Origin of the sequence: Pseudoalteromonas sp. Of7M-16 (assembly GCF_022347805.1) — a bacterium.
Classification (GTDB): Bacteria; Pseudomonadota; Gammaproteobacteria; order Enterobacterales; family Alteromonadaceae; genus Pseudoalteromonas; species Pseudoalteromonas luteoviolacea_F.
In genome coordinates this window covers 1-22,683 of record NZ_JAKRFY010000047.1, presented here as the reverse complement: position 1 = coordinate 22,683, position 22,683 = coordinate 1, and the positions used below count along the sequence as shown (strand labels likewise).

Sequence of the window (22,683 nt, the reverse complement as noted above, 5' to 3'; positions counted from 1 at the left end):
CGCAAACTGTGTTAAGAGCACATGCCGCTAAAAATGATGTGCATTGGTATAAAGGAGTTGGTTAGTAAAAAGTAATTTTATCCTTGCTTATCAATCTAGGATCTTCTTGTTTAATAAAATGAATATATTACTAAGTTATATTTATTTTTACCATAAGGCGGATTTTAATCCCGCTGCTCAGAAAGCCTTAGCTGGAAATGAATTTATACAATTTAATTCTAACTTTAAAAAAGAAAAGAAAGAAAAGTGTCTGTCCAATTTTTTAAATTTTTTATTATAGTGCTTACCCTTTTGTGTTGAAATATGATATATAAATTCGAGCCGGAATTAGAGGTCAGTGTATTTAAAATACCTCCGGGCCTATATGTGATTAAGGTGTAAAAATGAATGAAAGTATAATTGTTATTATAATGCTAACTTTTTGTAATGTTGTTGAAGCGAAAACTAGCTTTATAGCGGCAGGAGAGGTGTCAGAGCTCCTTGTTTTCCCAAATAATTCACTAGTTGTGCGTCTTGAAAAATCCACTGGTTGTAAAAAGGAAAGCTACTTTTTGAAATCTGGTATTGATTCTAGAGAATTAGTCGTTGACGTTATATTACTCGCTTTACAAAATAGGATGACCATTAGTTTGCATAGCACGAATGGTGTGGAATGTACTAATGATCAGCTGTATTTTGATTTGGTTAAAATAAAGTCTTATTAGTTAAATTATATATACGCTTATCTAGAGTAGTATAAAAGACACCCAATCTAATTTCTCTGCACCTGCTGGTCTTTTTGACGCCCTTGTCGTATTTCTCCTATTTTTTGGTCTCGTCTATTTGACCATTATAGCTGCATCTATCGACTTTCTGGCTTAGGCGGAGTGCTATATACAGGTGTAATTACTGCTCGGTTGAACCTATCTCGCTAAAGTTGTGAACTGAAAAATGAAAACAGCTATAAGAATGGCCTAGTTATCGCCAAGCGTGAAGGGCTGTATGGCCAAAGCTATTATAAGTTCAAACCTTAGTAGCCGTGGACAAGTAACTGGTTATAAAAAGGCGATGCGCTTATGTCGGTGTTTTTCAACATTAAAGGTGTGACGAAAACCATTTCGAGTACAGGCTATAGTTATATTCAAGCGGATTCCTATCACTTTGCTCAACGGCACTACTGAATAAATTACCTATAAAAGCGCAAGTTACGCTGTAAGTACGTATATTTTTCAGCGAGCACGCTGAGAAAATTATGTATAGACATTCGCTTGCAATATATATAGAAAACGCCAAACAGATACCCGAATTTAGGTTTTCTGTTGGGAAAATAAGGTAAAAATAGATTAAGTACTGGCAAAAGTGAGTCAGCATTGCCGACCCACTTTTTCATGTTTAGTCGCTCAAATCGGCATCATCTGATTGCGGTTTAGCTTGCCTGTGAGCCGCTCTCGCAAGGATTTCAACATAGAATGAAGTTAGATTCTCTTGCTGAGTTTGATCAATGAGTTTATTGAGTTGTGATACGTGAACGGCTTCAGCTTCAGCCTCTGTATTACCAAATCTACAATCAAAATCCCAAAAATCTGCACCTTCAGGCAAAGTTTTATTGCGCTCCCGTTTAAGGTACTTTTTTATCTCATATTTAACCGCGTCTACACGCCTTGCTAGTTTGATTTTGGGGTGCGTTAATTCAAATGTCTTTTTCATAATTGCCTTTAAACAAGAAATACTCTGGCCTGCATTCAGCTTGGCGAGTAAAAGGGGAACTTTTGGTTGCCAATTTGTACTTGAGTACAGACTAGCAGTGCCATTGTACTTTAAGTTTAGCAGGCTAGCATCTACTATTAACCCACTTTTAATGCTGTGTGTAACCAGCTCAAACCATTTTCACTTAGGCTGACTTACATCGCCACAACAATGGGAGTGCAGAAGACACTTGTAGTTGCGACAAAATTACAGCCATCTACACTAACTTGGCAGTCGTTTAAAATGGCCGCCTCAAAATGGAACTGATCACAAATTCAGCGCTGTTTATTGTTTGAATGCACTGAAGAGTATAGAAAAAGCTATGTTCACATAGGCAGGAGCATCTAAAGTCTCAATGAAGATATGAAACTTATAACAATTAAGGGTGGTATCACAGGCTTCTCACATTTTAGCAATACTTAAAATCCAGCCAGAAAATGGGTAAAAACCTCACCGAATTATATATCATATTTAAATCTAGCGTAGTGAACTTTTACTGATTTGCTTTTGTTTTAAAAATAACCCAAGTATAGCAGTGATATAAACTATTGCCTGCATTGTTTTTTGATTGTGGCTACAATATTAAATTAATTATATTGGTTTTATTTTGGGGTCGAACAAGCCTAGCTTGTATTTTAAAACTTAACTTTTGTAAATTGTTTTAGATAAAATTGAACTTTTTAAACTGGATTATATCTGACCTTAAATTTCGCTTTTTATCAGTGAGTTTGACTCTTTCACTATAGGGTGAGGCAAAGGAGGGACAGTGCAACTATCAGAGCTTTTATAAATCAATAAGCTCTGGATGCATTTGATAGTAAAAAAGAGCACTGTTCCTGCACATCCATGTATTGCGAAAGGGGATTTTTCATCTTGGCTCAATGTCAGCTTAAATATAGTTAATTCTAGTTATATGTGGGGTAATATTTTATTTTCATAAGGGGGGTCAATGGTTTTGTCGAAAAGCATATTTTGGCCATGCTGTTATTAGTATTAAACTAAGTGGGAATAGACAGCATCTATCACAGATGATTTTTTAATATATAAGAAGAAAAGGTGGGTTTAGGCATGCTCACTCATAATTTATGGGAAATAGAATCAAGGTTAGCAGGGTAGCTTTTGCAGGTGAAAAGTTAATCCGATCTTGACATTATAATAACAATAAGGGAGTTAATCACAGTGCCAAATCTTTTTCGATATTTTATTTTAACCAATATATTCATCGGGTCCGCAGTTCTATCAGTGCAAGCGAATTCAACACCAGTTGTGCGAGTTGGTGAAGCTCAGCAATGGCAACAAGGAATTAATAAGCCGCTGTATTGCCATAGTGACGTCCCTTTTCGCCAGCAAGTTTCAAGTCATGTATCTGCTGAGTTAACTTGGTTGTTGCCAGCTGGTAGCCAAGTTAAAAAGGGCGAATTATTAGCAAAGCAAAATGATTTTTACTTAAAGCGTCAGCTAGCTCAATTGGATGCAAATGCAAAAGCTGCGCATGCAAACTATGTTTACTCGCTCAATGAGTATGAGCGCCTGAGCAAATTAGATGAGGGAGGGGTTGTATCCAGCTCGGAATTACAACAACACAAAAGGGATTACCAAACTGCATTAGAGCAAAACAAAATTTATGCAGAGCAATTCCGTTTAGTTGAGCATCAGTTGAACAACTTAATTCATCGAGCCCCCGCTGATGGTGTTGTTCTATCTTTGTCGAGTGAGCCTGGACAATGGGTTGGAGAAGGAGAGAGCCTCCTGGTTTTCTTGCCAGCTGAGCAGCAGGAAGTTACTTGCCGCGTTGCGTTGGAGTTATATCAGGAGTTCAATCAATTTAAGGATGTAAAGCTATCATTAGCCGATGGCACAGAGCTGTTTTTAGATCGCCATGCAGGTTTAGTAAGCAGTCAAGATCAGACTATCAATTTACATTTAAAATTCAAGAACAGTCGCCCTGAAAAATTTCTTATAGGACAACGTCATGTCGTTGATGTCTCGATGGCTGCTAGTAACTTAACTAAGGTGCCATATGATGCTTTGACTATTAATAAGCAAGAATATTACGTTTGGCGTGTAGGTCAAGATAACAAAGTGACTAAAGTTGTCGTAAAAATAACTGACACGGATAGAAACTATTCAGTGATCCAAGGAAATATTCGAGCTGGTGATAAAGTGGTGGTCAAAGGGAAAATGGCACTCAAAGATGATCTTGAAGTTACTATTAAAAGTCGGATTAAGTTATGAGGTTAGTTGAAAAATATAGCTCTATTATCATCGCCTTTTCATTTTTACTCGTGGTCTTGGGTATATTAGCAGGTGTAAAGCTCCCCAATGCGCTGTTACCTAAAATAGATAGAGCACAAATTGCCGTGGTGACAGCTTGGCCGGGTAAAACCGCTGCTGAAATTGAGCAGAGCTTGGTTTCTCCTCTTGAGCGTCAGCTGTCTGGTTTGAGTCAATTAAAAAATTTACAAACTAATATTACAAATGGCCAAGCTTGGACAACCTTAAACTTCCATTACCAAGCTGAAATGGAAAAAGTCTATATGGAGGTTTTAGCGCGTATCAATCAGGTTCCAGACTGGCCTTCTCAAGTGGCCAAACCTAGAGTGATTGACTATAGCAATGGTGCAGGGTCAACTCTGGCGTCGTTATTTTTGTATTCAGATACCGAGAAGTCACAAGAAGATTTTATGCATGCATATCGAGCTTATGTTGAACCAGCCATAACAGATATTCCTGGGATCACAAGCATCAATATGGATAACAATCGACTGGCACAACGAGTAGATATTGAGTTTGACCCACAAAAGTTAACACAGTTATCACTGAGCATAGATCAAGTGACTCGTAAGCTACAAGGGTTGGTAGACCGATCGGGAGACAGTCTTTTATTGGGCTCGAAGGAATATGATTTTCATTTTAAGGGTCAAATGGCATTGAGTGAGCTACGCAATTTACCGGTTGCGGTTACTGGCGTTCGAGTTGTTCGCTTAGGTGAATTAGCAACTGTACACAAGCGTTTTGTGTATGATTGGTCATACTCGACTTTTAAGGGTAATCAAGCAATTTATTTTTACTTGCAACCAGATAAAGATATTAATGTGTTGGAAACCATTGATTTGATCAAAGCCACTCTAGCCGAGTTAAACGAGGGGCCTTTGTCGTCACTGGATCTTAAAGTTGTGATGAGTCGAGACAACTCGCTACCTATTAAACAGGCGCTGCTACTAGTTTATGGTAATTTACTGTTAGGCGTTCTGCTCGCTTGTGGTTTTTTATATTACTTCATTCGGAATATGCGGGTCGTATTTCTAATCTTTGTTAGTATCCCTGTGTGTTTGTCTCTGGTGCTCTTGGGAATGCAACTGGGTGGACGCAGCCTAAACTTAATTTCTTTGGCGGGAATGGCTTTGTCCGTCGGGCTATTACTAGATGCTTCCATTATTATCGTAGAAAACATTCAACGCTTGAGAAACACAGGGCTTTCGCTTATAGAAAGCTGTCGCCTAGGTGTACTGCAGGTGCGAGCCGCTCTTATTTCTTCTACTTTGTCTAGCATTGTCATTTTTGTGCCTATCGTTTTAATGCACTCCGAAGTGAGCCAATTATTTGGAGATCTTGCATTTACGATTTCTAGCGCTTTGGTGGCATCAATTTTGGTTGCGCTGTTTCTATTACCTGCATTGTCGCGGCAGCTTTTGCCAAGTCAGCAAATCGTTACAGGAAAGGAGTTGTCTAATAAATGGACCATGTTTGTTACGGCACCATCTCGCTCAAAACTTCAAGGAACGGTTTGGCTGGTATTGGCGATACCTGGTGCTTTGATATTCAGTTGGTGGATGAAGCCTGAGTTAGATTTATTACCCAATCCAAAAGAAAATATTGTGATGGTATATACGGCTTTTGACGAACCGCTGTCAGTCAATGCGGCGAAATTACAGATCGGTGATGTGATGGAACAGCGTATTGCCGCACAAAAAGAGCAGGGTGCACACCCAGCCTTTGATATTCACGGCTCTTTCTGTAACCCTGCTTATTGTTTATTGTATTTTTATCCAGAGGGCAAATGGGACTTTCCCGCGTTTAAAAAGTGGGTAGATACTGAGATTGTACAAGATTTGCCAGATGCGAGAACCTATGTTTATCAAGGGACTTTGCTTCGATTAGCGTTACCAGACGCGCGCACTAGTCAGCTCGATTTAAAAGGGTTGAAATTGCCAGAGTTACAAAAAGCTGGACAAGAATTACTGGCGCACTTGATCAAGACCTTTCCTGACGCCCGGATCACTGAAGTTATTCCAATGCGAGATACGGTGGCTAGAATAGAGTTTAAACCTAAAGTGGATACGCTCGCATTTATGGGATTGTCTCAAGCTGAGTTGAATCAGATTTTAGTGACTTTAACAGATGGCGCTTACCTTGGTCAGTTTTATGCAGATAGTGATACTTTGCCGTTCTACTTAAAAGGGCAAACTCCCGAACATCTTGAGCAATTATTGCAAACAGAAGTGATGATACCTAATCAAGGGCTGCACCCGCTGCGCTCTTTGGTAGAAACGCAGCTCAGTTTGGCTCCCAGTGCTATATACCGTACGGATCGTGAAGTGAGTATGTCAATAAACCTAGTACCTGCTAATGGTCAACCCGTTGGTCCGTTTATTACGCAGGTAAAGGCTGAAGTTGAAGCATATTTAGCACAGCGACCAGAGCAAGGGTTATTTATTAATTACCGAGGTAGCGCAGATCAATTGAGCGGTTTTTTAACTGAGTTCTTCCAGATGTTTTGCATATCCTTGTTGATTTTATTTTTATTGATAAGAATGGCACTTAATTCTTGGTCTTTGGCGATGGCTGTTATGTTGTCAATGCCTCTTGCTTTAATTGGTGGCATGCTTTACCTAAAAGTCGTTGATTATTTCGCTCCACAAAACTTGGATATTGTCACTATGATTGGCTTTATTATTTTAATGGGACTTGTGATAAACAATGCCATTTTGCTTGCGAGTCAATACCGTTCGGCAATGGCATCAGGGCAAAGTCAACAGCAAGCCATTGTTCAATCTAGTCGTTATCGTATGCGTGCTATTTATATGAGTACCGGAACAAGTATTTTTGGTATGTTGCCGCTGATGTTAAGCCCCGGAGATGGTTCAGAGATATATCGAGGGTTAGCAGCTGTCATTGTTGGCGGTATGACGTTCAGTGCTTTGTTTAGTTTAGGCTTTATGTCCGCGTTATTATCACTGCCTATATTCAATAAGCAACCTCAGTTGAGGCATGATTCTGAAAATGAGCCCATGTTAGAAAGCCAGTAAAAAGGTGGCTTCTACCGTCATTGCTTTCAAATTGAAAGAGTAAAGGTTGAAGCCATAACTATTTATTGCACGCGTTAGTTTTATTGGGTAGTCGGTTTTTACATTGTATTTTTTGCGCAGCTGCTGCCTATTACACAACGTGGGTCTAGTGAGTTTAAAAAAGCTCGCATAAGCTAGGTGAATCAATCTCGTTTTTTATAGAGGCAGAGGTAATATGAGGCACAGGAGTGTGCCTCTTTGTAACCTTTTTCTTGACTAGTTTGTGTCGGACTAAAGAAGCTGAATCATAACATATGCTTTGTCAACTCGCGGTTTAGTGGAAGGTTAATGTTTTTTCCTGACAGGTCATGGTGCTTTCTTATGAGGAACGAGTTGTAAAAGCGCTTATTTTTGTCATCAATGGCTTTTTCATTGAACCCGCTATCGGCTTGCTCAATTCTGACAATGCCATCGTTGATGTCCTGCGGGTACTGGAAGTTCCTCGCTTCTGCACCGTGTTTGATTACTTGCCCCCCCTTATAGCCGCCCCATTTGATAGCTGCAGAGTTTAAGTCAATCTTCATGCCCATCTCAAATCGACTGATATTGCCAAACAACTTATGTACTTTAGGGGCATCGGGGGTTCTATCTGCGTATGGGATGTAGGCATTTTTTATGGAATTAAGGTCATCTTTTAGATTGTATTTCCCTTTACTTCTTGCATCTCCTCTTAGTCGATTAATTTCATTGACTTTTCCTATATTTGATTTTGCATGTGATATTGAATACAAGTCATAGTCACCTGTATATGCTTTTTTGGTTGCAGGATCGCTCACATACTTCATATCATCTTCTTCACTGCTTTCGACCAAACCTGTTTTTATCATTTCTGTTATTGCTCTATTTGCTTTTTCTACTTCATTTAGAATGGAGGTCGCAATTTCTGCGGGAGTGTTTAATGCATCTAATTTTTTTTGATCAATGCTTCTCAACCACTTTGAATAAATTTGGTCAACCGGGATAAATCCTTGTTTGAGCTTATTACTTAATAAACCGGCATCTGTCGTTGGTATGCCTTGGTGTTCTAAAACAGTATTCAAATACTTGATATGTTTTTCACTCAGCTTTGATGTATCGATTGATTTTCCTTTGACCCAAAGCGGTTTGGCTGGGTAACTTTCTTTGAGATATTTTGTGGCATGTTTTCCTGCAGGTCGAATGAGAACGGGTCCAGCTTGGCGTTTTTCTAGCATTTGACTAAATGCCATTGCATGTTGGCCGACAATACCACCTTTATCCTCGACCTCCATTGCGGACTTATGTGCCCTTGAATCAAGCTGCTTAGAGGGCATAGAACTTGCGATACCGTTATTCAAGCGAGTGTTAATTTTGTCTAACTCTCTAATTAAGGTTGCTTCTTCTTGACTCTTAGGCTGCATGACATCCAGTTGTTCTAGTGCGCTCTTTGGATCAATATTTGAGTTTTTATTGGTAGGTGGGTTTTTGGCGCGTTCCTTCCCAGAATTGTCTTTCATAAATGCATTTTCAAAGTTTTTCTTAGTATTTAAATAGTATGTTTTATATTCAGCCTTAAATTGACGATATTGCCTGTGTTTGGTGAGTTTAAACTCCTGAGCAATTTTACTGTATTTGATCCCGGGCATCAGGGTGTAATTTTCTATAAATGATTCATTACTCATGATCGAACCAGTTACTTTTTGTCTAATTGGAAGTGGACGTTTTTGTATCTGAGTGGGAGTTGGGGCAGCAGAGCGCTCACCAAGCATGACACCGTACAACCCTTGATTTGTGATAAAGCCATTTTGAAAACGCTCGGCTGTTCCAAAAGTATGTTGAGGTAACGTTTGTGACTTTTTGTTCTGGCCGTTAGTACGACTTTCTTTCGACTGTAAGACTTGTTTGTTCATAAATAAACCTTTTTACGTCGGTGTTCTGCAATATAATTTCCACGCTTGTCTTTTGTAATGGGATCTAGGCTGTTCACTATGACAGTGAGTGGCTCTCAGTTCTAGACGTTCATAAAAGGAAGGTGTGAATTATTGACTTACTCTTCAACTAGCTTGTTGTTAGCTAAGTATTGGTTGTAGTGCATAGTGTGTGTTTTAGAACTAAGACGCGGTGATATATAGTGACAGTAGATATGGGACAGGCACAAATTTCGGAAACTTATCAATAAATATGGGGCGGGCGCAAATTTCAAAAACTTCTCAAGTGCGTAGTGAATATTTGAATTGATGATGAGTGATTTTAGTAACTCAGGAATTATAAATAACATAGGTTAAATATCAATGTATTTAATTTTACTGTGTTGTTGTTCTTGTTTATATGCTGTAATATTGTTTTTTAATGTGTTTGTTGATTATATTAAAATAGGAAGTGAAATGAAACTCAAAGGTTTTTTAATTTCTTTATTGGCATTGTTCTCTATTAGCTCGTTTGCGGCAGTTGACTGCCAACCCCGTAAAGTTATTAATGTTCAGGTCGAGAATACTAAGGTGTTGGTGAGTTTAGAGGGAGCAAGCTGGCACTTAGTAGGAAATAATGATCATCCCGCTACTGAGATGAAGTTATCGGTTTTGATGTATGCTCATGCCCAAGACAAACCGGTTACTCTGCGCTATCCTGATGGCTATAACTGTACTAGCTACAATACAAGTACACCTTCTTTGATGGTTAGATTAAGTAATTAAAATTAACTGTACAAGCTATGCGTTACCTGTTTAGAAATAGAATAAACAGGTAACGCGAAACAACTAATTTCTTCTAGTGTTTTTCGGGCTGTTTACTCTATTTATAAAAATAAAGGTGTAGAAAAAATATAATCAAATGTTTCTTTTTAAATTGCCATGTAATATGTGTCCTAGTGTGCCTTTTTAACCCATATATAATGATATTGATTGCTCGTTAATATAGAGGTGGTAAGTACATATTTAAACTATTAAATACTAAGTTTGGATTGAATGTCACTCTAAATTGAGCAGCATTAGTTCTTTTTCTATGGTCACAAATTTTGAGTAATAAACTGTTTTGTCGGCTACATTGATATCACTAATGTTTTCGAAGGTATTCCCAAAACTAGTGAGGTGCGTTAGTTGTGCCAACATAGGGTTATAACGCCAAAGGGAGTTAGATGATGAAGTGATGTAGAGAACTCCTTCATATGCAAAGAGTCCGCTAGTTTCAATTCCATCTAGTGTGGTTATCTTATGACGAACTGCGTTAGTCACTTTATAAATTGACTTGTCTTCGAGAATAAATAGCTCGTTACGATGAGTGAGTTGCGCTTTGTCGCTGTCCCCTAAATACAATGGCTGATACTGTTGATTATTTAAATTGAGCAGCGCTAAATTTGGCAAAGTATCCTGTAGCAATTTTACTAAAAGTCGATTATTCCCTTTATCTTGATAAATATCTAAGAGTGGGTGTGGAGTTTTAATCGCTGAAACTTTGCCATCCAGTGCCAAATGATAAAGATGCTTGTTGGCTAGAGTAAATAAGGCGGTCCCGCTTTCATTCCAAATTATATTCATTGGCGTGATTGCGTTTGAAAAACTACTTAGCTGAACTGTTTTTCGCTGTTCTTGATCGTATAACCATACTTGATCGCTACCGCTTCTTGATGAAATAAAGGCTACAAGAGCGCCGCCCGGTTGCTGCTTAGCGTTAAACTCATCAACGTTACTACGCGAAAAAATAGTGACGTTACTAGGAGTTTGAGTCTGATGTGTATACCACTTTGCCAGGCCTATATCTCTGTCAAAGTTACCCATTGAGGCAACAAGCTGATTCTTACTCGGGTGTACAGCTGGGTACAGTATTTTCTCTGCAGCAGGTTGTAAATAGGTATTCATTGCTCCTGTTTGGCTTATAGTTATTAGTTGGTTATTTTTAGATGCCAATAACCTCGGAGAATCAAAAAGCCAACGCATATGGCTAATTTGCGATATGCTTTTATGCTCATCCAGTTCAATCTTATCTATGCTGTGTGTGCTCGTGTTATATATATTCAGTTCAAGGGGGGTATATTTTTTGTACTCGATCCAAGCTAATTTACTTAGCGGTAGAGAATAATCAAGCGCGCTGATTATTTTATTTTCCACTCTGTGCAGTTTTTTTACTTCGCTCGTGCTGATATCAAGAAGTTTGATATAACTGATCTGATCTTGTTGGGTTATGAAAGCGATTGTTGAAGAAGTTAGCCAAACAGGTTGTTTATGTGTACTTGAACCACAATGATGATAAAGCGTGGAAGGTTGTGATGATGCTTTTGCTAAGTTAAAAGAAATGCCTCGAATTTCGTTACATGCCTTAAGCGTGTTTATATGTGTATGCTGCTCAGCTGCTAGCGTGTCTGTTTTTTGTTTCGGCTTACACTGCGCACTACTAGTGAAAACGATGCGCTCTCCGTCGGGCGACCAGCGTGGTACTCCATAATTACCCAGCTCTTCTGTGAGTAGATATTCTTCACTAGTATGTATGTCTCTAGCCCAAAGTTGATTCTCACAGTTCCCGATAAAGCGCTGAAAAGCAATATATTGACCATCAGGTGAAAAGCTCGGTTTTAGCTCAATGTAGTCGGTTGCAGTCAAAGGAGTGAGCGACTTCACTGTTAGATTTGTTTTTGCAGAAATAAGTAACGCGACTAACGCCATTATCACGCAAAAAAGCAATCCACCAAAAACTAGTAGCCAGTTATTTCTCAAAAAAGTTGTGTGATTCGATGTGGGGGAGTTGCAGTTGTCACCAATCTTTTTTGTACTTGGACTATGCCACTTTACTTCAGGAATTAAACTGTATCCAATTTTAGGATGGGTAGCGATGACATTTTGTGACTGGGCTGTGTCGTTAAGTACTTTTCTGAGCTGGCCAATGCAGCGCTGAATGGCGTTAGCTGAAGTCACCGTATCTGGCCAAACCGTTTGTAAAATGGAGTCGTGATCGACTACTTGTCCTTGATTTTTTGCAAGGATGAGCAGGACCTGCATCACTTTTGGTTCTAGCGACGAAGTGCCGAACTCTGTGGTAATTTGTGAACGCGCCATATCAACATGCGTAGTACCAATGTAAAACTCGACCATTGAGAGCCTTTAGTTTTGTTTATTGTGAGTAACGATAATTTTCCGAATCCAGTATAACTATATTGCCAAGTTTTACTAGCTATTTACCTTCTATCTATCTGTTAAATATGAATAAAAAAACCACAGCTTTTCTCCAGTAAAACTCAATGAAAATTTCATTGTGCAACTTTTTTAGATCTTGAAAATGACATCAAAAAAGTACAACAAGAGTAATTAATATGAAAAAACATGTCGTTTGGTGCCTTTTAGCAATCAGTATTTTATTTTCCCACTTTTCTTATTCGCAAAGTGCGTTATTACCCACCTTAACCAAGGTGCGCGATCACGTTTATAACTTAGACATCGGTTATGAAACTAATGTTGGTATAGTAACTGGTGAAAAATATGTCGTACTCATAGAGTCTGGGTTTGGTAAGTCAACAAACAATAAAATAATTGAAGCGGTGCGGTCACTGACCGACAAGCCCATCAAGTATGTGGTGAACTTACATATGCATGGCGATCATACCGGAGGTAACAATTTTTTTGCGTCAATAGGGGCAACTATCATCAATCAAGAAAATGTTATTTACAGCGAAGAATATGATACGAAGTACCCAACTAGCAGTCGTTTGCATTTTAAAAATAAAATGGCACTAGAGCTGGGAAACGAAACCATATATTTGGAGCATATCAACTCTCATACTTTTGATGATGGGATTATCTATCTTAAAAAAGGAAACGTACTTTTTATTGGAGAAAATATCAGGCCACAGCATCTTGTTAATCCAGGTGTATTGGGTATGAAAAGCTTTAAAATATGGGGTGAGAAGGTATTTGCAAACATCGATAGCGACACTGCCATTGTGCCTGCGCATGGTAAAGCGGTTATTAATATGCAGGTGCTAACAGAGTACAGAAAAAACTACGTTGCTTGGTTTAATCGTTTTGCTCAGCTGTACCGAGAAGGAAAATCAAAAGAGCAAATGTTTGCTGATAAAACAGCAAGAAAAATAGCAAAAAAATTAAACTTGGATAACAATCCTAAACACTTCGATTATTATGATTATTATTCGACAACGTTAATTGATGGAGATATCGATGTGCCTGTAGCACTTTCTGTCTCGCAACTTGAAGAGTATTTAGGCCGTTATACGGCAAACGGTAAGCCTGATATTATAGTTGAATTATCCGATGGACAGCTATTAATAAAGCAATTGGGTAGTATCATTTCATGGATAAAACCTTACCAAGGTGATGGATTTAAAGTGATGAAATACCGTGGAGGAACCGTTGTGTTTGAACGAGATAAACATGGTCAGGTTGTTGCCATCAAAACCCACCCAGATGAGCGTGCCCGTAACAAAGAAAAGTACGAAGGTGTATTTGCTAAACTGCCATAACACGAATTACACATGAGAAATCCGGACATACAATTTATGTTAAATTAATCATTTCCAACGGGGCAGTTTTTTGCTGCCTCATTATTTTAACATCTACTAAACGCATTTCAGTGATCAACCCCATGCAATAAAAAGTGTCATTGGCATATATCCGGGCTTAAATGCTATTCAGCGTCTCCCAAATTTAGCTTTGGCCAGCTAACCCACTTGGCCTAATTGAAAACATCTAATCAGTTAATAATGTACTTTAGTAAAAATAATATAAAAAGTTCACATATTAATATATTTATAGTTTAGAAGAGTAATTGTAAGTTGTTGAGGGTTAAAGCATAAATTGTTTTTGTTATTATATAAGTGTGAGGAGGTAGGTCTGTTTTGTAGGTGTTAAATTGTGTCACTTTTCGCAAAGCGAGTATTCACATACATAGAAAATAAAATGACAAGAATGTTTTATATGTTTTGAGTAAGTTTATTCCCGATGGTGGTTTTTACTAGATTGTTTTACTTGTGATTTTAATGAGTGCTTGTTTGATGTTGGTTTAAGTTGTACAATGTTTTTTATCTTATGTATAAGGATTTATTGATGTTAAGAATAATAGCGCTGTGTTTGTTTTTAATTCCATTTTTTTTCAAATGCTTCGGTAGAGTATACTGGTCAGGTTAAAAATTATTCAATAGAAGGTGGGGTTGTAAAGTTTGCTATTTGCAACTCTGATTCTTCAGTTTGTCGAGGCTTTTGGTTTAAACCAGAAGGTGATTACGCTGCTGCAATGTTATCGATAGTTCTAACCGCTAGAGCAACTGGCGACCAGGTCTACGTTTATGGTCATGCTGTTTCTCAGAACCCTGCAGGTTGGCAATATGGTTCGAATAGTAAAGCGTCGAGTATCATGGTTAAATCTAATTAATTTACGAATTTAATATAAGTAAATAATAAGCCGCTATACTGCGGCTTTTTTGGTTCTAATTAGATAATAAGGCTTGGCTGTTAGTGTCGTAATTTTTTTGAATTAACTTCTGGTATGTTTTTACTTCTTTTAACAACAATAGTGTCAATTTTTTTATTTAATACTCTCGTAGCCTATAACGCCAGCTAATATAAACATTACGCTGCCTGCCAACCTGTCTTGCCAGTAACTTTGGTTATTATTTTTATTGAGCCAACTCCCAAGCTTGCCAGAGAGCAGGGCAATAGAAATATCACAGCATAGGGTGATTAAGGTATATATCGTACCGAGTATCAGTAGCTGCGTTGGTATTTGTGCCGCATCGTTATTAACAAATTGAGGTAAAAAGGCTAAAAAGAACAACGCTGTTTTTGGGTTTGTTAGCTCCACTACAAAGCTTTGTTTCATGATGGAAAAATTATTTGCTTTGCTCAGTGAAGTGGTATCAGCTGGTTGTTCAGCAGGCTTAAAATACTGCCAGCCTAAATATACTAAGTACATGGCGCCGGCAATTTTCAATCCTGTGTATGCGATAGGGGAGTATTTAAAAATAGCTGCCAACCCTAGCACTGTCGCAATAACATATACAAAAGACCCAATAGCCATGCCGCTTGCGGCTGATACTCCTGCACTTGGCCCTTGGCTAAGGCTGCGCGCCATAATGTACAAGATTGACGGGCCTGGGGTAATGCTTAGTAAAAAGCAAACGACAGAAAAGGCCGCGAGCATTTCTAGTGAAGGCATAGTGAGTCCTTATTTAAAGTCTTTGGTTTCTAAGTATAGGGTTTTAGCATTTACAATATCAGTCAACTCAAATATTTTAACTGGTCTGTTTGCTGAGCTGTTTAGTTCGGCTATGTTTCCAGCAAGATAGTCACAATTGGCTACTGCAATTTGGTCAAAGCTTGGTGATTTACCAATTTTATGTACGAGTAAACAGGTGCGATTTCCGAGCCCAATGGTATAAAACAGCCCGTTGTCTTGAGATGATTTCACAGCCTTATTTAATATCGTGTTTTGCACATTAAACGTGATGTTTGTGTGTTCGATTTTGCCCGAACGCTCAAAGTGACCAATAAAGATGTCTCCCGAAAATTTCGTAATTTGGCCTGCTCTTAGCTTGTTTAAAGAGAATGTTTCTGGTCGAACTGTGACCAGTTTATGCGCTTTTAATAAAGGCATGAGTTGCGTTTTGTATTGATTTGGTAGCTGCGTTTCAAAAATGAATTGTACGGCATGTTTTCCTTGCGGCATCGGGAGGTGGGATGCGTATATGCGGTCGTTAATTGCGAATAGAGCCATACCGTGTAAGCCGATAGAGTGATCATGTGCACGAACAGAGCCACAAAAGCAAATAAGTAGTAAAAAAGTAAAAGTGTTTTTCATAACAAGCTATTAAATTAAAAAGTGTTGGAGTTAGTCTAGAATATGCTATTTTAGATTCTAAATCGTTTCTGAGTTGTAGTTTTAGATTCCAAAATGGAAATAGCAGATTTACACAAGTTTTTAGTTATCGCGCAGCAGCAAAGTTTGCAAAAAGCGGCTCAGCTCCTTGATACCTCACCGAGTGCATTATCAAAATCATTAAAACGGTTAGAAAACTCACTACAAGTTAAGTTGTTTGACCGAGTAGGGAAGTCATTACGTTTAAATGAACATGGTGCGATGTTGCAACCTAGAGCTGTAGCTTTGACAAATTTAGCTGAAGATACCAAAGCACAGTTAAAACAGGGAAGCAAAGCGATAACCTGTGTTGTTGCTACTTCTAGTATTTTACAATTCAAATGGGCAAGTGTTTTAGCGCGTCAATCCAACATGAATAAACACATTACACTGGCTTTTGACACACAATATGAATCAAATGCATTACATAAGTTGCTTGCAGGTGAAGTGGAATTGGCCATAGTCACAGGCGAACTTGTAAAAAATTTGCCAAATGACATTAAATTTACAAAGCTTGGTGAAATAACTATGCAGATAGCAATGGGACATAGCCACCCTTTGCGCAAACAAACAAGCACCAGCTTAAAACAACTCGTCAATTACCCTTTTGCAGCGCCTGATACTTCACCATTTTGCGGGGAGCAAAGAGGTGTTGGGTGTGATGGTTGGCAGACGCCAAATATTGATAGAAATATAAAGTGGGTGGTTAATGATTATGCAGTACTTGGCCAACTAGTTAAAAGTGGATTGGCATTGGCATATTTACCAGACTATATCGTTAGAGAATGGCAGTTGTGTGAATTGCCTAAAGGCTCTGAAAATTTAGAGTACACGGAGCAAGTTTATATACTCAGCCATAAATCCGCACCAACTTGGTTAAAACAATTGTTACAAGACCTAGGTACTGACTAAGAGTTAAAAAACAGTCGAGGGCTGGTGTATTTTTGTTCCTTGGTAGGTAAGCAAATGCAGTGGTAATAGAGCTTTTCATTGTTGGTCATGTTTCAACGATTTTTTCGTCACCTAGGCTTGCTCGTTGAAGCCGTACCTAAGGACCTTTTAGTCTATTAGTTTTGTAATTAGCTTGGGACAGGCACTTTTTTGCTTTCCTATATTTACTAGTGATATTGCAAAAAGCATTTCTTTAACGTGCCTTATGTTAAGGGTTATGCGTGCGCTTAGGAACTTAAATTGGTGTAAGTATAATAGACTGCGTTAAACAAGCCACAGAGCAAGATGGTTTCAAGCGGGTATTTGCCTAAGGTCAATGAAGCGACAATATGGGACAGACACATTTTTGTCTCTATTCAGTTTAATAAATTCTTAAGCTACAACGATAAAAGGGCTATGCAGTTTTTCTTACATGCACTACAACTATGTGCCTGTCCCAGACAATTCCTGTATCTCACTTTTAAATTAGCTGGGAATAGATGCAAGTAAGACGCTTGATATATCCTCAATTGACTTTGTTAATAAAACGTTTAAATATCGATGTTTGATTAAAAAGTAATCAACCATTCATTTGCTTTGAAACAAGGATAATTAAACAGGTGATTTATGAAAAAGTCTTTATTAGTACTTTCGTTGGCGTTTGGTCTGTCGGCTTGTAACATCGATGACAGGTTGCAATTTGCATCAGAAACCAAAAAAAGTGAGCAGGTTTATCTGAGTGCCCAAAATACGGGTTTACTGATTATTGATGCTCAGGAAGAATATGTGATGGATAGTGATATATTTTGGGTTAAAGTTTTTTACCCTGAGTATCAAATACCACCGCAAAATGTAGATCCTCAATTGCACGCCAGCATTGACCGAATTGCACAATTGGCACAAAAAGCCGATGATTTAAATATGCCAACAACCATTACTTACGAAGCCTCCAACACCGACCAAGGTTTAGACTATTCTGCTTATATAACACGTATTGCTCAAGCACTTGATGAAAATACACAAAGCTTCTTCAAACAAACGTTTAACTCAACACTGGAAACTGATATTCATGCCGCCATGGAAGCTTGGTCTGATGCAGGAATTTCCCGAGTGGTGGTCGCAGGTGCAGAAACCGATGTGTGTGTTATGCAAACCGTTTTAGGACTCAAGAAAATGGGCTTCGATGTCTATTTAGCAAGTGACGCAACGTTTTCAACCGAAATCTATGAGCGACCAACTTTTAAACGTTTACAACAAGCGGGCGTAAAATTGGCAACGGCCAGTGAAATTATTGAATCAATGGAGTCCAAGGACAAATTGATCTATAGTCCGCGCTACGCAGTGGGTGAACGTGATGAGCTTCACCAAGGCGATCGTCATAAAACCGCGATGATTAATTTTAATATGGATGACACTAGCCTAGCTATGGCTGAGCATGACAACAAATCTGCTACAGAACCGAGATTTACCTTTTTAGGTTTAGAGCAGGAGTTTTTATTTAGCTATATGCCGAGTTTTCATGTTAATGAAAAAGGAAAGCCCTATACATCAAAATATCGTAAAAATGCCAATGTGGTCAGCTACAAAAAAATTGATCATGTGGTGGCAGATATTCAAGCAGCAGGTAAGAATCAAGCTGTTATTTCTGGCGTGGTTTCTCAATTTGGCTTGTATGACGCTGTTTATAAATTAATTGAAGCGGGTATCACTCCAATCATTCTTGAGGACGCATTGTTGGGCTCTGACGTGGACCCTGTCCATTATTTAGATTACATTTATCAGCTTGGAGCTGTGCCCAGTACGCAAAAGTCTCAAAGTTATGAAATGTTTGTCGAAATACAACTTGGAGACTTTACTGAAGAAGAAATAGCGGCTTACTATCAAATGATATCGCTAAATGAAGCCGTTATTCCTGAAGTATATCCGCGTCTACGTTAAGTTTTAAAGCTTTATACAGGGTTGCAGTCAAGACTAGCCCTTATTAGATCACAGAGTTCAACGTACGTCTGTTCACAATTAAACCTGTTGAGCTCTGCCAAAAGCGCTGTATTTAACTACTTGCGTGGCCCTTTCGAAATTCACTAGGGGTTTGTCCTGTTGCTTGTTTAAATGCTTTATAAAAGGATGAACGTGCGTTAAACCCCACCTCCAATGCAATATCGAGTACAGTACTGTTATTTGCCAGTATTTTAGGTTTGGCAGCCTCAATACGCCATTGGTTAACAAAATCGAAAAAGCTTACGGATAACGTTTCATTCAGCGTTTGTGATATGTAATTTGGCGAAATATTGAGGTGTTTTGACAGTTTTTGTAATGACAGGTTTGAGTCTAAATAGAGTTTGTCTTGCTCCATTGCTGAGTTTATCTTTGTTGCAATTCGGGCTGATTGTGTTTGACCTAAAGCGGAGCGCTGATACTTTTTAGTCGGAGAGTGCTTATCATCAGAGGGGTTGTCGTGATCTTTGCTCATGTCTTGGATATCCTCATCGCCTAGATCAGCGAGCGCAGGCTTTTGTTGCAGGCCAAAGTGGGTTATGCACCATATTAATAGAACAGACAGGACCATCTCCGTATTACTATTAAATAAGGCATGGTCAAATAAGCTTGAGGAAAATACTGTCACTAATGAAGATAGCCACACGCTAACTAAAATAAAAAGTAGCCAATTCATCCAGTTGAGTTCTTTTTTATCATGATTGGAATAAACGTCTTTTAACTTTTTACGGTATTGATTTAATCTGCGTACAATCTTTATTAGTGTATAAGCACATTGGATCAGCCAAAGCAGCATCATGATCAAAATACCCAAGAGTAATGTGCTAACAAAGGGCGCGTTGACCTCCTCATCAAGGATGAAAATGGCATTATGAATGTCCTTGGGTAAAAATATAATCATCACGGAGATCAGTAAGGTCGGGGCTATTAGCACATAGTGCCTAAGTTGCTTCTTATGTAATTGCCACGGTGAATCAGCTGTAAGTCCCTCAACATAAAACCATAATGATGGGGAAAGTAAAAATAGAACTGGAAATGCAAAGGCTGTATACAAAGCATAGTAATCAGGTAAAACAGAAGCTATCGTTGAATTTAATGCCAAAACACCACTGGCGAATAAAAACAACGCCAATGGCAAATTCATCGCACACTTCACCACTCTTGATAAAAGAATAGGCACACTGATACAAACTTGCCCAACAATCACCATAGTCAGAATAATTTCGATAGGGTCGACCAAACTCTGTTCCTTTTATTACTTTTCTTTGAGTGATTCAAACATAAATAAGTGTCCGTACTTATAGTCTCGGACGACCTAACTATTTATAAGTTATATCGTTTAGCTTCGTCAACAACCCCTTTCCCAAGGGCTTAATTTAAACAACGGAGTTAATATGAATATGATAAAGGACATCTCCATTCCTTTTGAGGACTATCAAATAAATGTAAAGCTGAAGCTCTCAGCGCTTTGGGTCGCAGTGATGTTTTGCTATGTATACGGTGATTACATTCAAGTGTTTGTGCCAGGCATTATGTCCGAGGCATTGCTCGTGAGCGCAGAAAAGGAAGGTATTCAATTTGAGTTTTTTGCCGTCGCGCTATTAATGTCGATACCGAGTGTCATGATTTTTCTAACTTTGACACTAAAACCCAATATCAATCGAAGATTGAATATCATCATCCCTAGTTTATTTGTTGTGCTACTTGTATCTATCAATTTGGAAACCGTATGGGGCTTTTATCTTTATCTGACCGGGTTGGAAGTCGTGTTGTCTTTGATGACAATTTGGCATGCATGGAAGTGGCCAAAAACCGAAAACATGAGCTAAGCATAAGTGGAAAAAAGCAGCTTAGCCAAATCGTAATAGTAAATTATATCTATATATTTCAATAAAATAAAATTTATTTTTAATGGACTTCTACTATGAAAAGATTACTTCCTTTTGCATTATTCAGCAGCTTGGTTTACGCATATGATTCAATCGATTTACAATACAAAGCTGATGACAAGCTTGTCGTGGCAGATACAGACTCAGCTTTTGTAGCCGGTAATGGTGAATCAGCCTATTTACAAAAAATCGATTTTAAAACTAAACAAGTCTCTTTGTTAGTTGTACCAGAAAAGCCGATTATGTATAGCGTTGGTAAACTTAAAAATCATCAAGGGGCTCAGGCATTTGTGTTAACTGAGCGAGGCGTATTTCACGCTGATGAAACAAAAACACATAATTTGATAGAAGCTGATACTTTATTTCAGTCTGATACTTTTTCGCATTTTAAGCACCAAGCGTTTACGTTAGACGCAAATGGTGATGACTTGACTGACTTTTATTTCCCAGGAGTTGAAGAGCAGACAATTTATGTCCAGCAGGAGACGGGGAAGTTTAGTCCGATTTCACTTCCGTTAAATGCCCAAACGGTCACTCATGTCTCAGATCAAAATTTGACGATTAGTCATACATTGCCTCGAACTCCTACTTTGGCTGATATAAATGGAGATGGCATCGATGATTTAATGTTTTATGAGCTAAAAAAGGTGCAGTATTTTTTGGCAACCCCTCAAGGCCCTAGCAAAAAACTACAAACACTCATGACTTTTGACGAAAGTAGTAAACAGAAAATCGAGAAGTTAAGAGACTTTAACAATGATGGTTATCCAGATATTCATACGATAGAGAGTCTCTCAGACGGTGCTGACGAAGAGAAGGATTTAGACAGTGAAAGCATTCATAGGGTTTTCTTTTCTGAACATACGAGTAACGGGCTGGTTTTTAAAGACAGTCCTGATATTAAACTTACCTTGGAGGAAACTAGCGCCATCGCTAACATCAGCGACTTTGACGGTGACGGGCAAAACGACTTAGCAGTGATCTCTTTTGACATTGGTTTTATGGATATTATTTCAATCGCCAGTGCTGCGATGGAAAATAAAGACGTTACGCTTGATAGTACAATTAGTATTTTTAAAGGAACAAATGATAATCAGTTTGAGAAAAAAGCAGCTGCAAAAAAAAGCGTTGAAATAGCAATGAATATGAATGAGTCAAGCAGCGAGAGCGGAAAGGGGATTATTTTTGAAGACTTCAATGGTGATGGATTAACTGATTTATTGATAAGGGCAGATACTAATGAACTCAAAGTTTATTTTGGTGACAAAAGAAGAGGGTTATCGCGCAGACCGAAACGAATTAAGCGTTCGTTACCAAGCTCTTCGAATGACATTTACAGTTATGATATTAATCAAGATGGAAAAGAAGAAATCGTATTGAAGGTAAGTGACGAAAAAGGAGGTTTTAGACTTGATACCGTGCAAATCACTAAGTAGTTTGGGTGAAACTTACTAAGTTAAACAGCCTGCCTTTGCTTCGCTTTGATTAGGTAAGGTCAGGCTGCTTTATAAGGAATTGAAATTGCGAGTAAGCTCATCTCCGGGAGACTTTTATTGTTTGAGTTTCTCGTATTTGCGCTAGTGCAACAGATAGCTCGGGGTTTTGAAGTTGAAACCTCATCATACGATTAATAATCTGATTGAAGTTGAGCACCTAAAGCAAATCCTAACTTTTAAGTGCTTTGTTCAAACTAAACGTTAAAAACAAGATAAGAGATAGCGCAAGGTGGGATTGCAAGAAAATGTAAGAAAGTGTAAGAAAGTAATGTAAGAAAGGACAGGCACAAACTTATTGCGCAAACAGGCCCCTTCTACTACTGTTTATTTATCCAGTTGAAAGCGGGTGTAAAAAGAATGACCAGAGCAAGGAAGGCTTTAATAGATTTATCGTCGACGTCTTATTATCACTTAATAGCGAGATGTGTACGTCGCGCTTTTTTGTGTGGGGAGGATAAGTATACGGGCAAAAACTTTGACCATAGACGT

16 protein-coding genes are annotated in these 22,683 nt (G+C 38.4%); 10 read left to right on the top strand and 6 right to left on the bottom strand.

Annotation, left to right across the window (positions count from 1 at the left end; genetic code table 11):
• The first annotated feature begins 383 nt into the window (after positions 1-383).
• Positions 384-704, top strand: coding sequence for a hypothetical protein (locus MHN81_RS27655; RefSeq protein WP_239427336.1), 321 nt, complete (start codon positions 384-386; stop codon positions 702-704).
• 667 nt (positions 705-1,371) lie between these two features.
• Here the strand turns inward: MHN81_RS27655 and MHN81_RS27650 are convergent.
• Positions 1,372-1,686 carry a DUF6172 family protein gene (locus MHN81_RS27650; protein ID WP_023398306.1) on the bottom strand — a complete coding sequence of 105 codons (315 nt, stop codon included), beginning with the start codon at positions 1,684-1,686 and terminating at the stop codon, positions 1,372-1,374.
• 1,218 nt (positions 1,687-2,904) lie between these two features.
• Here MHN81_RS27650 and MHN81_RS27645 point away from each other — a divergent pair.
• Together MHN81_RS27645 and MHN81_RS27640 are read left to right on the top strand one after the other, a co-directional pair.
• A complete protein-coding gene (locus MHN81_RS27645; RefSeq protein WP_239427335.1) occupies positions 2,905-3,960 on the top strand; it encodes an efflux RND transporter periplasmic adaptor subunit in 1,056 nt (351 codons plus the stop codon).
• On the top strand, positions 3,957-7,034 hold the full coding sequence (locus tag MHN81_RS27640) for an efflux RND transporter permease subunit (RefSeq protein ID WP_239427334.1): 3,078 nt from the start codon (positions 3,957-3,959) through the stop codon (positions 7,032-7,034). Before MHN81_RS27645 ends, MHN81_RS27640 begins: the two co-directional genes overlap by 4 nt.
• Positions 7,035-7,318: 284 nt before the next feature.
• Here MHN81_RS27640 and MHN81_RS27635 read toward each other — a convergent pair whose 3' ends face one another.
• A complete protein-coding gene (locus MHN81_RS27635; protein WP_239427333.1) occupies positions 7,319-8,941 on the bottom strand; it encodes a CyaA/EF/ExoY family adenylyl cyclase toxin in 1,623 nt (540 codons plus the stop codon).
• A 474-nt stretch (positions 8,942-9,415) separates the two neighbouring features.
• Between MHN81_RS27635 and MHN81_RS27630 the strand changes: the two genes are divergently transcribed.
• On the top strand, positions 9,416-9,724 hold the full coding sequence (locus MHN81_RS27630; protein ID WP_052027359.1) for a hypothetical protein: 309 nt from the start codon (positions 9,416-9,418) through the stop codon (positions 9,722-9,724).
• A gap of 273 nt (positions 9,725-9,997) precedes the next feature.
• On the opposite strand, the gene MHN81_RS27625 is transcribed toward MHN81_RS27630, so the two are convergent.
• Entirely contained in the window at positions 9,998-12,112 is a 2,115-nt protein-coding gene (locus MHN81_RS27625; RefSeq protein WP_239427332.1) for a winged helix-turn-helix domain-containing protein, read from the bottom strand.
• Positions 12,113-12,330: 218 nt separating this feature from the next.
• Here MHN81_RS27625 and MHN81_RS27620 point away from each other — a divergent pair, with 218 nt between their 5' ends.
• Together MHN81_RS27620 and MHN81_RS27615 are read left to right on the top strand one after the other, a co-directional pair.
• Entirely contained in the window at positions 12,331-13,494 is a 1,164-nt protein-coding gene (locus tag MHN81_RS27620; RefSeq protein ID WP_239427331.1) for an MBL fold metallo-hydrolase, read from the top strand.
• A gap of 770 nt (positions 13,495-14,264) precedes the next feature.
• Complete coding sequence (locus MHN81_RS27615; RefSeq protein ID WP_239427330.1) at positions 14,265-14,402, top strand: hypothetical protein; 138 nt, start codon at positions 14,265-14,267, stop codon at positions 14,400-14,402.
• A gap of 153 nt (positions 14,403-14,555) precedes the next feature.
• On the opposite strand, the gene MHN81_RS27610 is transcribed toward MHN81_RS27615, so the two are convergent.
• The gene (locus MHN81_RS27610; RefSeq protein WP_239427329.1) at positions 14,556-15,185 is read right to left on the bottom strand and encodes a LysE family translocator; all 630 of its coding nucleotides are present in this window, start codon (positions 15,183-15,185) and stop codon (positions 14,556-14,558) included.
• 9 nt (positions 15,186-15,194) lie between these two features.
• Complete coding sequence (locus MHN81_RS27605) at positions 15,195-15,827, bottom strand: hypothetical protein (protein ID WP_239427328.1); 633 nt, start codon at positions 15,825-15,827, stop codon at positions 15,195-15,197.
• A 93-nt stretch (positions 15,828-15,920) separates the two neighbouring features.
• Between MHN81_RS27605 and MHN81_RS27600 the strand changes: the two genes are divergently transcribed.
• Both MHN81_RS27600 and MHN81_RS27595 read left to right on the top strand, forming a co-directional pair.
• On the top strand, positions 15,921-16,796 hold the full coding sequence (locus MHN81_RS27600) for a LysR family transcriptional regulator (RefSeq protein WP_239427327.1): 876 nt from the start codon (positions 15,921-15,923) through the stop codon (positions 16,794-16,796).
• A 645-nt stretch (positions 16,797-17,441) separates the two neighbouring features.
• Complete coding sequence (locus MHN81_RS27595; RefSeq protein ID WP_239427326.1) at positions 17,442-18,752, top strand: isochorismatase family protein; 1,311 nt, start codon at positions 17,442-17,444, stop codon at positions 18,750-18,752.
• A 112-nt stretch (positions 18,753-18,864) separates the two neighbouring features.
• Here MHN81_RS27595 and MHN81_RS27590 read toward each other — a convergent pair whose 3' ends face one another.
• Complete coding sequence (locus tag MHN81_RS27590) at positions 18,865-20,049, bottom strand: helix-turn-helix transcriptional regulator (protein ID WP_239427325.1); 1,185 nt, start codon at positions 20,047-20,049, stop codon at positions 18,865-18,867.
• Positions 20,050-20,203: 154 nt separating this feature from the next.
• On the opposite strand from MHN81_RS27590, the gene MHN81_RS27585 reads away from it, so the two are divergent.
• A complete protein-coding gene (locus MHN81_RS27585) occupies positions 20,204-20,638 on the top strand; it encodes a DUF6326 family protein (protein ID WP_023398290.1) in 435 nt (144 codons plus the stop codon).
• Positions 20,639-20,733: 95 nt separating this feature from the next.
• Positions 20,734-22,134 carry a VCBS repeat-containing protein gene (locus tag MHN81_RS27580; protein WP_023398289.1) on the top strand — a complete coding sequence of 467 codons (1,401 nt, stop codon included), beginning with the start codon at positions 20,734-20,736 and terminating at the stop codon, positions 22,132-22,134.
• Positions 22,135-22,683 lie beyond the last annotated feature (549 nt).